Source organism: Acidisoma cellulosilyticum, from assembly GCF_020621385.1.
GTDB lineage: Bacteria > Pseudomonadota > Alphaproteobacteria > Acetobacterales > Acetobacteraceae > Acidisoma > Acidisoma cellulosilyticum.
Genome location: NZ_JAESVA010000003.1, coordinates 699952 through 713673 on the forward strand (window position 1 = coordinate 699952; position 13722 = coordinate 713673).

11 protein-coding genes are annotated in these 13722 nt (G+C 63.3%); 3 read left to right on the top strand and 8 right to left on the bottom strand.

All coding sequences use genetic code 11. The annotated features are described in order from the left end of the window. Positions 1-103 precede the first annotated feature (103 nt). Positions 104-1615, bottom strand: a complete 1512-nt coding sequence (adh, locus tag ACELLULO517_RS12075; protein ID WP_456304390.1) for an aldehyde dehydrogenase — start codon at positions 1613-1615, stop codon at positions 104-106. A 441-nt stretch (positions 1616-2056) separates the two neighbouring features. On the opposite strand from adh, the gene rho reads away from it, so the two are divergent. Next, positions 2057-3331, top strand: coding sequence for a transcription termination factor Rho (rho, locus tag ACELLULO517_RS12080; RefSeq protein ID WP_227307616.1), 1275 nt, complete (start codon positions 2057-2059; stop codon positions 3329-3331). A gap of 58 nt (positions 3332-3389) precedes the next feature. After that, entirely contained in the window at positions 3390-4793 is a 1404-nt protein-coding gene (locus ACELLULO517_RS12085; protein WP_227307617.1) for an amidase, read from the top strand. A 104-nt stretch (positions 4794-4897) separates the two neighbouring features. Here ACELLULO517_RS12085 and ACELLULO517_RS12090 read toward each other — a convergent pair whose 3' ends face one another. After that, a complete protein-coding gene (locus ACELLULO517_RS12090) occupies positions 4898-7717 on the bottom strand; it encodes an MFS transporter (RefSeq protein ID WP_227307618.1) in 2820 nt (939 codons plus the stop codon). A gap of 174 nt (positions 7718-7891) precedes the next feature. Here ACELLULO517_RS12090 and ahcY point away from each other — a divergent pair, with 174 nt between their 5' ends. Beyond that, on the top strand, positions 7892-9211 hold the full coding sequence (gene ahcY / locus ACELLULO517_RS12095) for an adenosylhomocysteinase (protein WP_227307619.1): 1320 nt from the start codon (positions 7892-7894) through the stop codon (positions 9209-9211). 14 nt (positions 9212-9225) lie between these two features. Here ahcY and ACELLULO517_RS12100 read toward each other — a convergent pair whose 3' ends face one another. The 6 genes from ACELLULO517_RS12100 to infC form a co-directional block, all read right to left on the bottom strand. Next, positions 9226-9645, bottom strand: coding sequence for a hypothetical protein (locus tag ACELLULO517_RS12100; RefSeq protein WP_227307620.1), 420 nt, complete (start codon positions 9643-9645; stop codon positions 9226-9228). A gap of 246 nt (positions 9646-9891) precedes the next feature. After that, positions 9892-10125, bottom strand: coding sequence for a hypothetical protein (locus ACELLULO517_RS12105; protein ID WP_227307621.1), 234 nt, complete (start codon positions 10123-10125; stop codon positions 9892-9894). 137 nt (positions 10126-10262) lie between these two features. Next, the gene (locus ACELLULO517_RS12110) at positions 10263-10832 is read right to left on the bottom strand and encodes a Maf family protein (RefSeq protein ID WP_227307696.1); all 570 of its coding nucleotides are present in this window, start codon (positions 10830-10832) and stop codon (positions 10263-10265) included. Next, a complete protein-coding gene (infA, locus tag ACELLULO517_RS12115; RefSeq protein WP_227307622.1) occupies positions 10832-11050 on the bottom strand; it encodes a translation initiation factor IF-1 in 219 nt (72 codons plus the stop codon). Before infA ends, ACELLULO517_RS12110 begins: the two co-directional genes overlap by 1 nt. 158 nt (positions 11051-11208) lie before the next feature. Further along, entirely contained in the window at positions 11209-13023 is a 1815-nt protein-coding gene (gene atzF / locus ACELLULO517_RS12120) for an allophanate hydrolase (RefSeq protein WP_227307623.1), read from the bottom strand. A 116-nt stretch (positions 13024-13139) separates the two neighbouring features. Further along, on the bottom strand, positions 13140-13679 hold the full coding sequence (infC, locus tag ACELLULO517_RS12125; RefSeq protein ID WP_227307697.1) for a translation initiation factor IF-3: 540 nt from the start codon (positions 13677-13679) through the stop codon (positions 13140-13142). Positions 13680-13722 lie beyond the last annotated feature (43 nt).

Consider the following 13722-nt stretch of genomic DNA (forward strand, 5'->3'; position numbering starts at 1 on the left):
GTCTACCCGCTGGGGTAGGTCCCGCTACGGCGTCGAAGGCTGTCTTGCCACCGCAGCGGGTAGGTCCGCGCAACGAGTGCGCGGATGACAATGCTAGGCTGGCTCAGAAGAACCCAAGCGCCTTCGGGCTATAGCTGACCAGAAGGTTCTTGGTCTGCTGGTAGTGATCCAGCATCATCTTATGCGTCTCGCGACCGATGCCGGACTGCTTATAGCCGCCGAAGGCGGCATGGGCCGGATAGGCATGATAGCAATTGGTCCAGACGCGGCCGGCCTGTATGCCACGGCCGAAGCGATAGGCGCGGCTGCCGTCGCGGGTCCAGACACCGGCACCAAGGCCGTAGAGCGTGTCATTGGCCATTTCCATCGCTTCCGCCTCGGTCTTGAAGGTCGTGACGGAAACGACCGGCCCGAAGATTTCCTCCTGGAAGACGCGCATTTTGTTATGGCCCTGCAGGATCGTCGGCTTGATGTAGAAGCCGTCCTTCAGATCGCCCTCCAGCACGTTGCGCTCACCACCGGTCAGCACCTTCGCCCCTTCCTGACGGCCGATATCGAAATAGCTGAGGATCTTCTCCAGCTGTTCGGACGAGGCCTGGGCGCCGATCATGGTGGAAGGGTCCAGCGGATTGCCCTGGCGGATTGCCTCCACCCGCTTGATCGCGCGTTCCATGAAGCGGTCATAGACCGATTCCTGGATCAGCGCCCGGCTGGGGCAGGTGCAGACCTCACCCTGGTTCAGGGCGAACATGGTGAAGCCCTCAAGCGCCTTGTCGAGGAAGTCGTCATCCTCGGCCGCCACATCGGCGAAGAAGATGTTGGGCGATTTGCCGCCCAGTTCCAGCGTCACCGGGATCAGGTTCTGACTGGCATATTGCATGATCAGGCGACCGGTCGTCGTCTCGCCGGTGAAGGCGATCTTGGCGATGCGGGTGCTGGATGCCAGCGGCTTGCCGGCTTCCAGGCCGAAACCGTTGACGATGTTCAGCACCCCGGGCGGCAGCAGGTCGGCGATCAGGTCAGCCAGGACCAGAATGCTGGCGGGCGTCTGTTCGGCCGGCTTCAGAACCACGCAGTTCCCGGCGGCGATCGCCGGCGCCAGCTTCCAGCAGGCCATCAGGATCGGGAAGTTCCAGGGAATGATCTGGCCGACGACGCCGAGCGGCTCATGGAAATGATAGGCGATGGTGTGATGGTCGATTTCGCTGAGCGAGCCTTCCTGGGCGCGCACGCAGCTCGCGAAATAACGGAAATGGTCGATGGCGAGCGGAATATCGGCGGCGGTCGTTTCGCGGATGGGTTTGCCATTGTCCCAGGCTTCCGCCAAAGCCAGCTTTTCCAGATTGTCTTCCATCACTTGCGCGATGCGCAGCAGGACCAGCGCGCGGTCGGCGGCCGGGGTGCGGCCCCAGGCATCCTTCGCCGCATGGGCGGCATCGAGGGCGAGTTCGATATCGTCCTTGTCCGAGCGGGGAACCTCGCAGATGACGCGGCCGTTGATGGAGGATGTGTTTTCGAAATAGCGGCCGCCGACGGGTGCCACCCATTTGCCGCCGATGAAGTTTTCATAACGCTTTGCGAAAGGCGGAGCCTGTAGCAGGCTGTTCGGAGCCATCTGGTCCATCTTTTGTCTCTCCCTTGAGCGTTTGTTGTTTCCGCTCGTTTTACTTGCCCTGTCTTGTGACAGGATAATCCTTTGACAGATTTGCCCGCTGACGGGCTTAGGTTCGGCAGTTGTTTGCGATTTTTTAATCTTGCCGAGCGACTGACAGAATATCAGGCCGAGCAGGGCGACCGCAATTGGCGTCTAGGGCAGGGCTGCTCTTTTTCGCGCGAGCCCCTTATTCCCGCGCATTCTGGGTCTTGACTTGTGACGCGTGACGGGCCAGTTGAAACCTATATGAGTGGTTGGAGTCCTTCCAGCCTCAGAGCGGCGGTGTCCATCACCGGCTTCAGCCGCCTCCCTGATCATATCCGTCCAATCAACCCATCAAGCACGTCCCGTCGCTTGTAGGCCATAAAATCCCGGCCGATTTGATCCCCCGAAGGCGTTCCTATGCATCTCGCCGAGCTTAAAGCCAAAAGCCCCACCGATCTGCTCAGCCTTGCTGAGTCTCTTCAGATCGAGAACGCATCGTCCTTGCGCAAGCAGGAGATGATGTTCGCCATTCTCAAAAGCCTGGCAGAGAATGATCAGGCTATTCATGGCGAGGGGACGCTGGAAATCCTGCCCGACGGGTTCGGCTTCCTGCGCAGCCCGCAGTCGAACTATCTGCCCGGTCCCGATGACATCTATGTCAGCCCGCATCAGGTGCGCCGCTTCGGCCTGCGCACCGGCGATTCGGTCGAAGGTCAGATCCGGGCGCCCAAGGACGGCGAACGCTATTTCGCCATGTATAAAATTAATACGATCAATTACGAGGCGCCCGAAGCGGTGCGCCATCGCACCAATTTCGACAATCTGACGCCGCTTTATCCGAACGACCGCCTGAAGATGGAGATGGAGCTACCGCCCTCTCCCGTCAAAGGGGCGGCGAAGGATTATACGCCGCGCGTCATCGACCTCATCTCCCCCATCGGCAAGGGCCAGCGCGCGCTGATCGTCGCCCCGCCCCGCACCGGCAAGACCGTGATGCTGCAAAGCATCGCGACCGCGATTTCGCATAATCACCCGGAAGTCTTCCTAATCGTTCTGTTGATCGATGAGCGGCCCGAGGAAGTGACCGACATGGCCCGCAGCGTGAAGGGTGAGGTTATCAGCTCAACCTTCGACGAGCCGGCGACCCGCCATGTTCAGGTGACGGAAATGGTGATCGAAAAGGCCAAGCGCCTGGTTGAGCACAAGCGGGACGTGGTCATCCTGCTCGACAGCATCACCCGTCTGGCCCGCGCCTATAACGCGGTCGTGCCCAGCTCGGGCAAGGTGCTGACCGGCGGTGTCGACAGCAACGCCTTGCAACGCCCGAAGCGCTTCTTCGGTGCGGCCCGCAATATCGAGGAAGGCGGCAGCCTGACCATCATCGCGACCGCGCTGATCGATACCGGCAGCCGCATGGACGAAGTGATCTTTGAAGAGTTCAAGGGCACTGGCAATTCGGAAATCATCCTCGACCGCAAGATCTCCGACAAGCGCACTTTCCCGGCCATCGACATCACTAAATCGGGCACTCGCAAAGAAGAGCTCTTGGTGGAGCGCGCGACCTTGTCCAAGATGTGGGTGCTGCGCCGTATCCTCAACCCGATGGGTTCGACGGACGGTATGGAATTCCTGCTCGACAAGCTGAAATACAGCAAGACGAACCAGGACTTCTTCGACGCGATGAATACCTGACGCTCGTCTGGCAGCGAGGCGGGGTCAGGTGCTTGGACCGAAAGAAAGATAGCACCGTATGGCCCAGCCTCCTCTGCCGGCGACCCCTCTGGATGATGCCGACGCGCTTTGTCGTCTGAGCGCCACTGAACTCGTTGATCTTTACGGAAAAGGCGAGCTTTCCCCGGTCGAGGTCACGCGCGCGACCCTGGCACGGGCCGAGGTGGTGCAGGACCGCTTCAATGCCTTCGTGCGTATCGACCATGACGCGGCGCTTGCGGCTGCGACCTTGTCCGAGACGCGCTGGCGCAACGGCAATCCCATCGGTCCGCTGGACGGCGTTCCCACCACCATCAAAGACATCGTCTACGTTAAGGACAGCTTGGCCCAGTATGGGTCGCGCTCGCCGGGCGTGACCTCGACGGTCGATGCGCCGTCGGTAGCCCTGCTGCGCCAGGCCGGCGCGGTTTTCCTGGGCCTGACGACGACCCCGGAATTCGGCTGGAAGGCGCTGACCGATGGTCCGCTGACCGGCATTACCCGCAATCCCTGGAACCCTGATCTGACACCGGGCGGCTCCTCGGGTGGCGCGGCCGTTGCGGCCGCAACCGGCGCCGGCGCGCTGCATATCGGCACCGACGGCGGCGGCTCCATCCGTGTGCCTGCCGCCTTCACCGGTATCGTCGGCCATAAGCCGACCTTCAGCCGCGTGCCGGCCTATCCGGCCAGCGCCTTCGGCACCGTCGCCCATATCGGACCGATGACCCGGACCGTCGCCGACGCGCAGCTTATGCTGCAGGCCATGTCCGGTCGGGATCTGCGCGACTGGTTCCAGAATCCGCTGTCTTTCTCGCCGGCCGATGGCGCTACGCCCACGGACCTGAACGGCCTCGTCTTCGGTGTCTGGCGCACGCCGCCCTCCGGCACTGTCGATCCTGAGATCGCCGAGGCTTTCGACCGTGCGCTGGCACGCCTGGAAGCGGCAGGCGTGGAGCTTGTCCCCGTCGACCTGCCGGCGGAGGAGAATCTGCTCGACCTCTTCCATCGCCATTGGTTCGCGGGTGCGGCGGCGCGTCTCTCGGCGCTGTCCGAGGCCGATATGGCCAATGTCGATCCCGGCCTGCGTCAGATCGCGGCGCAGGGGGCGACCTATAGCGCCGTCGATCTCATCAAGGCGCATGGCCGCCGGGCGGCTTTCGGCGCCGGTTTCGATATGCTGTTGGACGGGTTTGACGCCATCATTTCCCCCGCTTGCTCGGTCCTGCCCTTCACGGCGGGCGAGGAAGTGCCGCTGGGGTCCGGCCTGGCGCGTTGGACGGAATGGGCGGGCTTCAGCTACCCGGTCAATCTCGCGCAGGCGCCGGCCGCCATCATCCGCTCCGAAATCCTGCCGTCCGGCCTGCCGGTCGGCTTGCAGATCATCGGACCGCGCGGCGAGGACGGCGATGTCCTGTCCATCGCGGCGGCGATCGAGAGCCTTTAGGCTCAACCGCCGTCAATTAAAAACGTCATCCGCGCACTTGTTGCGCGGACCTACCCAGCGCGGCGCCTCAACGGGGGCAGGCGACCGGTAAAGGGCAAAACGCCTCAAGCCGCCTGGCCGCTGGCGACACTGCTCAGCGCCAGGCGCTGAACCCCGGCAAAATCGACCTTGCCGGACCCGAGGATCGGCACGGCGGGGATCACGCGGATTTCCGCCGGCACCATCAGTTCCGTCGCGCCTTGGGCGCGTGCGAAAGCCAGGAAGCGGCCGCGCTCGGCATCCGTCTGTTCCGTGAACAGAATGACCTTCTCGCCCTTGCGCGCGTCGGGAATGGCGGCGGCGACCGATACCGCATCCGGCCAAAGCTCGGCCGCCAGCAAATCGATCGCCTGTAGAGAGATCATCTCGCCGCCCAGTTTTGCGAAGCGCTTCGCACGGCCCTTGATGGTGATGAACCCCTCCGCGTCGATCGTTACGATATCGCCGGTATCGTGCCAGCCCTCGACCAGCGGTTCGATCATCCCCGGCGCGTCCACCCGCAGATAGCCGAGCATGATATTGGGGCCGCGCACCACCAGCCGCCCGCCTTCGGCGATGCCGGGCACAGGGTCCAGCCGCAGCTCGATCCCCGGCAGCATCTGACCCACCGTGCCGATGCGGCTGAAGGCCGGGGTGTTCAGCGCCAGAACGGGACCGGTCTCGGTCACGCCATAGCCTTCCAGCAGCGCGATGCCGAATTTCTCCTGATACAGCGCACGGGTCGCGGCCTTCACCGGCTCGGCCCCGGCCACGACATAGCGCAGCGTGCGGAAATCATCCGGTTTCGCCTGGCGGCCGTAGCCTGCCAGGAAGGTATCGGTGCCGATCAGTGCCGTCGCCCCGCTTTTGCGGATCAGCTCCGGGATCGTCTTGTAATGCAGCGGCGAGGGGTATTGGAACACCCGCAGGCCGTAGAACAGCGGCAGTACCAGCCCGGCCGTCAGGCCGAAGGAATGGAACATCGGCAGGACGTTGAAGATCCTGTCCGAGGTATCGAAATCGATCCGCGCGGCGACCTGGGCGATATTGGCCAGCATATTGCGGTGGCTGATGGCGACCCCCTTCGGCACGCCTTCCGAGCCCGAGGTGAAGACGATCGCGGCCGTATCGTCGGCGCGACCCTTCGCCATCGGCCGGCTGGCCTGCAGGATGCCGCGCAGCTTGTCGACGGTCGTGATCTGCTTGCGGATGTCTTCCAGATAGACGATGCGCAAGCGCTCGCCGTCCGGTGACGCCTCCAGTCCTTCGATCAGCTTTTCCAGCTCGCCCTTCTGGATGAAGACGCGCGAGGTGATGATGGTGCGGACCTTCGCGGCGCGGCAGGCATGCAGCAGATTGGCCGCCCCCGCCGTGAAGTTCAGCATGGTCGGCACCCGGCCGGAGGAGACCAGGCCCAGCACCAGCGCCATGGTCGCATTGGCATTGGGCATCAGCACGCCCACCGCCTCCCGCGCGGCGGAGAGCGGCGCCAGCTTGCGGCCCAGAATGGCGGCACCGAGCAGCAGACGCTTATAGGTGATGCTGCCCGAGGTCGCGTCTTCCGCCGCCAGGCTGTTGCGGCCATGTTTGCGCGCGGCCTGGGCCGTCGCCTCGAAAATGGTCATGTCCATCGTGGCTTCCCCATGATTTTGTTGTTTCGGTTGGGTCGCCATCATCCAGGCCGCGACCGTCAGACAGGCAATGCCGAGCAGGCCGTAGATAAGCGATACGCCAAGCCCCGCCCCGAGCAGGGCCGCCGTCAATATAGCGCCGATCGCCATGGCGCCCGCGCCCACGACATTCGCGCCGGCCACGATGCGCGCGCGATGGTCGGGCTTGGCCCAGGCCTGAAGGGCCGCGAAGGTCGGCACGGCCAGCAACCCGCCGGAGATCGAGATCAGAAGCAGATCGATGAAGACATGGGTGGTCAAGTCACGCTGGCCTGCCGCGCTATGGGTGACGCGCCATAGGTCGAGCATGAAGATGCCGACCAGTGCCGTCCCAATGACCGAGGGCATCAGCTTCACGCGGCCGCCCGTCAGGCGCGCGGCCAGCAGCGACCCGGCGGCGATGCCGAAGCAGAACAGCAGCAGGGCGAGCGTCGCCGTCTCCCGGTCGCCGCCGAGCGATTGCTTGATCAGGCCAGGCAGCAGGCCGAGGGCGATGGCGCCGACCAGCCAGAACCAGGAATTCGCCAGCGCCACCCACCAGATGCGCCGGTCGCCTTTCAGATCCCTGACGAGGGAGAAGGTCGAGGCGAAGATATTGCGCTGGATGCTGAGGCTCGGTGCGGACTCGCCGGTCGGCGGAATTTGCCGTGCGGCCAGCCAGCTCAGCACCGCGAAGATTAGAACGGTGCCGGCCAGGATCAGCCGGCCATGGGGCAAGGCAGAGGCGAAGCCACCGGCCGCCGTGCCGCCGATAATGGCGAGGAAGGTCGCCCCTTCGACCAGGGCATTGGCGGTCGGCAGGGCTTCGGATGGCAGATGGTCCGGCAGGATGCCGTATTTCACCGGGCCGAACAGCGCGCTCAAGGTGCCGAAGGCGAAAAGGGCGATGAACAAAATCGGCACGCTCTGCACCAGGAAGCCCAGGACCGCGAGGACGGCGACGGCGATTTCGACCAGCTTGATCCGCTGGCACAGCAGCGCCTTGTCGTAGCGGTCGGCCATTTCGCCGCCGATGGCCGAGAGCAGGAAGAAGGGCAAAATGAAGATCGCCCCCGCCAAAGTGATCAGCACATTGGCTGCATGCGGCGGTTCCCCGCCATGGATGCCCGCGCCGATCGCACCCCATAGAATGAGGAACAGCAGCGCGTTCTTCAGGAAATTGTCATTGAAGGCGGCGAAGAACTGGCACCAGAACAGCGGCGCGAAGCGGCGCCCGGTCAGCAGCGATCGGATCATAACCTAGCGGTCTCCTCAGGCTTCCCGCGATCCTGCCGCGGCAAGCTTGGCTTAGTACGGGCCGGATCAGGCATCGGATGTGACGCCCGCGCCTGCCGGCCCTGCTTGGAAAAACTTTCCCTCAGGCGGGCACTCGGCTATTCCGCTTTCAGAGATCGAACGGAACGAACACCTATGCCAGATACTGCCATCACCTCCCCGGCCGCCGATTACAAGGTCCGTGATTTCAGCCTCGCCGATTGGGGCCGCAAGGAAATCTCGATGGCCGAGGATGAAATGCCCGGCCTGATGGCCCTGCGCGCGGAATATGGGGCGAGCAAGCCGCTCGCCGGTGCCCGCATCGCCGGCTGTCTGCACATGACCATTCAGACCGCCGTTCTCATCGAGACGCTGGTGGTTCTGGGTGCGACCGTGCGCTGGTCCTCCTGCAACATCTTCTCGACCCAGGACCATGCCGCCGCCGGCGTCGCCGCCGCCGGCATTCCGGTCTTCGCCTGGAAGGGCATGAACGAGGAAGAGTTCTGGTGGTGCATCGAGCAGACGGTGCGCGGCCCGGACGGCTGGACGCCGAACATGATCCTGGATGATGGCGGCGATCTCACGGTGCTGATGCACGACAAATACCCTGAAATGCTGGCCGATGTGCGTGGCATTTCCGAGGAAACGACGACGGGCGTGCATCGCCTCTGGGAAATGGCCAAGGCCGGCAAGCTGCTGGTCCCCGCCATCAACGTGAACGACAGCGTCACCAAGTCGAAATTCGACAACCTCTATGGCTGCCGTGAAAGCCTGGTCGACGCCATCCGCCGGGGCACGGACGTGATGATGGCCGGCAAGGTCGCGGTCGTCGCCGGCTTCGGCGATGTCGGCAAGGGTTCTTCCGCGTCGCTCCGCAACGGCGGTTGCCGCGTGCTGGTGACGGAAGCCGATCCCATCTGCGCCCTGCAGGCGGCGATGGAAGGCTATGAGGTCGTGACCATGGAAGACGCCGCCCCGCGCGGTGATATTTTCGTGACCGCGACCGGCAATGTCGACGTCATCACGATCGAGCATATGCGGGCGATGAAGCACCGCGCCATCGTCTGCAATATCGGCCATTTCGACTCTGAGATTCAGATCGACGCGCTGCGCAATCTGCAATGGGACAATGTGAAGCCGCAGGTCGATGAGGTCATCTTCCCGGACGGCAAGCGCCTGATCCTGCTCAGCGAAGGCCGTCTCGTGAACCTCGGCAATGCCACGGGTCACCCGAGCTTCGTGATGTCCGCGTCCTTCACCAACCAGGTCCTGGCGCAGCTGGAACTGTGGATGGCGAAGCCGGGCCAGTATGAGAAGCAGGTCTATACCCTGCCGAAGGTGCTGGACGAGAAGGTTGCTGCCCTGCATCTGGCCAAGGTCGGCGCCGCGCTGACCAAGCTGAGCCAGAAGCAGGCCGACTACATCGGTGCCGGCAGCGTCAACGGCCCCTTCAAGCACGACCTCTATCGCTACTAAGACCGACTGACGACTTACTCTCGACCTCGCCCGCGCACCTGTTGCGCGGGCGAAGCCGCCTGGGCGCCTGGGCGGGTAGGTTGCCGGACTGCCCCACCGGAAACATGAATTCCACCCGATGTGACGCGGATCTGGAAAGCAGCGAAGCCGCCGAGGCCGATTGCTAGAATCCAGCTGACGATGGCGATGGCCCAGACCAAAAATCCTCGGTCGTTCGGCGCCAAAATCGCAAGCACCGTTGTCAGGGCGCAGGTCGCGCCGATCAGCACCGCGATAGTCAGCATGCCGAGAAAATCGAAAAGCCGATTTGTGTGATTGATTTTGGCGACGGATACCGCATCGCCCCAGAAATTCTGCGGGCCGCCATAAATGACCAGCAATGGTTCAACATGGGGGGTCGAGGCACCGGGACTGTTGTCGTCATCGTCTGGCATCCCGGTCACAAATCAAAACTCTGGCCGCGTCGGCTGAATCGCGGTCCAGTTTCTGGCCTTGATGGCGTGACAACACTTGGTTGAGACGCGCCGGGCGAAATTCCCCAATCGAGAGGACTGTCGTTATCGACGGTCGGCTCCGTCGAGCCTGGGGATTGGCCCCAGTCGCTTTCCGCGCCGGACATAACGGGACAGCCTCGTCATTTCGTATTCAGTATGACCGAGAATACCGAGGCCGCGCAAACGTTAAACGTTAACGCTTCCCACAGCCGCCAGTTCGGTCATCACCACTCTTTGGAGTTCACCGTTGGGCAAACGAAGGCAGAGTTCATGTCCCTGCTGGAGCTGACCGACGAGAAAGCTTGTCAGCGAGAGGGCAATGCTCACGGCATGTGCGTTGCTGCGGGCGTCCAAAGCCTGCCGCAGATTGTCGGTATTGGCGACATCGCGATCGGTGAGCGACATGGTCACTTTGGGCATGGACGGCTCCTGCTGATCAGCAGCGCTATCTGAATACCGATCGATGGCAAAATGCCATACTTTTTATGGTATTTCGCTGGCAACAGCCGTCCCCGTGCTTGTCACGCGGATGACGAAAGATAATCAGACAGAAAAGTTCAAAGCCCCAGCAGCTGGGCCGTCTCATGCAGCGGCAGGCCGACCACGCCGGAATAGCTGCCCGCGATATAGCGGATGAACCGCGCGGCCTTGCCTTGAATGGCATAGCCGCCGGCTTTGCCGCGCCATTCCCCGCTTGCGATATAGGCGTCGATGTCAGGCTTGGAGAGGCGAGCGAAGATCACCACCGTCTCGACCAGCTTCTCCCGCAGCTTCCCGTCCTCGGCGAGAACGACCGCCGTCAGAACCCGATGCCGCCGGCCGGAGAGAAAACCCAGGCATTGCCTTGCCTGCTCTTCCGTTTCCGCTTTGGGCAGGATGCGGCGACCGACCGAAACCACGGTATCGGCAGCCAGGATCAGATTGTCGGGCAGAGATCCGGCAACGGCGAGGGCCTTGGCCTGCGCGATGCGCTTGGCATAGACGCGCGGCAACTCGCCCCGAACCGGTGTCTCATCGACATCGGGGGTGCGAATAAGATCAGGCGTCAGACCAAGCTGGGCAAGGAGTTCAAGGCGGCGGGGACTGGCAGAGGCCAGAACCAGGCCGCGATTAGCCGAGGTTCTTATTACTTGAACCGGAAGGTGATGCGACCCTTGGTGAGGTCGTAAGGCGTCATTTCAACATTGACGCGATCGCCGGCGAGCACGCGGATACGGTTCTTACGCATCTTGCCGCTGGTATGAGCCAGAATCACGTGGTCATTGTCGAGTTTCACGCGGAACATGGCGTTGGGCAGAAGCTCCGCAACCATACCGCTGAACTCGATCATGTCCTCTTTTGACATAGATCGGTAATATTCCTCTTATTGTCGTCGGTACTGCCGTAAATGGCGCGCTGCCTCGTCCCGGTCAAGCTTTCAGTCAGTTTGACAGGACTTGGCGCTGGCAGGGCTGTCACTCGGCCTTTGCAGGACGCCCGGTCAGGGACGCCCGGTCAGGGCTGCTATGTCGCGAGCGATTGCAGATAGGCGGGCCAGTGGCCGAAGGCACTGACATCGGCGGCGCCGTCGGTCAGAACGCCGCCTTCGCAGATGAAGCCGAGCGACGACTGCCCTTCCGCCAGACGCACCGTGCCGAGTCCGAGGGGCGGCGTGATGGTCGCCAGGAAGGCAGCGAGCGACGCGCTGGGCAAGGACCAGATTTCACCCTCGATCACCTGCCCCGCGTCGCCGATATCGATCAGACCGGGGCGCAGAATCCGGCCCGGGATCGCCACCATGCGGTAGCGATCGGCGGTGCGGCAGGTCCGCTGAAACTTGCCCCCGAACCCGCGTAGCTGGGGGTTGAGCGGCTGGCCGGTCAGATGCGCGCCGAAGACCGCGATCTCGATCTCCGGCTGGCTGATGACGGCCGGAACAGCGGTCGTCTCCGGCTGCGGAAAGCCGGTGGCACCCATGGTCCCGCACATGGCCCGGTGCAGGCTGTGCGCCACGGCAGCGAGCTTCGCGTCATGCCAGGCTGGGCCGATCAGCGTCACGCCGGCCGGAAACCCGTTCGGCTTGAAGCCGCTGGGCACCGCGATCGCCGAGAGGTCGAGCAGGTTGGTGAAGTTGGTGTAATAGCCGAGGTCGGTATTGCGGGCGACGGGGGCTGCCTCCAGATCGGCGAGGCTGAAAGCCGTGCCGGTGGTCGGCACGAGAAGAAAGTCCGCCGTCTGCCACAGCGGTGCGATGACCTGCCGCAACTCCTGCAACCGGTATTGCGCCTGGAAAATCTCGACCGCCGTGGGCTTCAGCCCGACTTCGACGATCTGCCGTGTGACCGGGTGCAGCACATCGGGTTCCACTGCCAGCAGCGGGCCGACGGCGGCCGTGCGCTCGGCCGTCCAGGGACCGTAGAGAAGGTTAGCCGTCTCCACCCAAGGCGCGAAATCGATCTCCATGCGCGTCCCGCCAAGGGCTTCCGCACGGGCGACGGCTTCGGCGAAGAGCGCTCGGGCCGCTTCGTCACCGAAAAATTCCAGCTCGGCCTGATGCGGCACGGCGAAGGTGAAGGTGCCGGGGGCGGCCCGCAGCGTCGCGGAGAAGCCGGCTGGCGCCGCCACCGAATAGGCGTCAGTCGCGTCGAACCCGCCCGCCACATCCAGCACCGCCAGCGCGTCCGGCACCGTCAGCGCGAAGATGGAGACGCAGTCGATCGACCGGCAGGCCGGCACCATGCCGCTATTGCTGATCAGTCCTCGCGTGGGTTTTACCCCGACGAGATTGTTGAAGGCCGCCGGCACCCGGCCGGACCCGGCCGTATCGGTGCCGAGCGCGAAGCTCACCAGCCCGCCGGCGACGGAAACGGCGGAGCCCGAGCTTGATCCGCCCGGCACCATTTTGGGGTCGAAGCTATTGCGGGGAATGCCGTAGGGCGAGCGGACACCGACCAGCCCGGTCGCGAACTGGTCCAGATTGGTCTTGCCGATGACGATGGCGCCGGCCGCAACCAGCTTGGCGACGACCGTCGCCGAGGCCGAGGGATGATATTCGAAGGCCGGGCAGGCGGCGGTCGTGGGCTGGCCCGCGACGTCGATATTGTCCTTGACCGAGAAGGGGATGCCGTAAAGCGGCAGCTTTGCGATCTCGTCCGCGCGCGCGGTCAGCGCCTCGGCCTCGGCCATCAGCACCTTGTCGGCGGGCCGGGAAATCCAAATCGCGGGATCGTCGATGGCAGCGATGCGCCGCAGAACTTCGGCCATAACCTGCGCAGGCGTCAGGCTGCCGCTCAGATAAGCGGCACGCAGGCTGGCGATATCGAAGGAAAATTCAGACATAGTCGACCCCGATCGGATAATCGGGGTCGATCCATTCAAGATCAGGGCCAGACGTCAAGATCAAGATCACCATCAAGATCTGGCCGGGCCTGAAATCAGTCGGATGCTGGCCGCGCTCAGCGCGGGGTCAGCACCATGACCATCTGACGGTTTTCCATCTTTGGCATCTGCTCGACCTTGCTTTCCTCGTCCATATCCCCGCGGATACGTTCGAGTACGCGCACGCCGATATCCTGATGCGCCATTTCACGACCACGGAACCGAAGGGTGACCTTCACCTTGTCGCCCTCCCCGATGAAGGACTTCATGGCGCGAAGCTTCACCTGGTAGTCGTTCTCGTCGATATTCGGCCGAACCTTGACCTCTTTGATCTCGACGACCTTCTGGCGCTTCTTGGCTTCGTTCTTCTTCTTTTGTTGTTCGTATTTGAACTTGCCGAAATCCAGGATCTTCACGACCGGCGGTTCAGCGTTCGGGCTGATTTCCAGCAGGTCGAGACCAACCTGAAACGCGCGCTGCATGGCATCGCGGGCGCTCATCACGCCGATCATCTCGCCGTCCTGGTCGATAAGGCGGACCTGAGCCGAGCGGATTTCTTCGTTCACACGCGGGCCGTCGTTGCGCGGCGGTGTGGGCGCTTGGGGTGGCCTAGGGATGGAGCTCTCCTGTCGATGTGTAGGACGTGTCGGCAATGTTGAT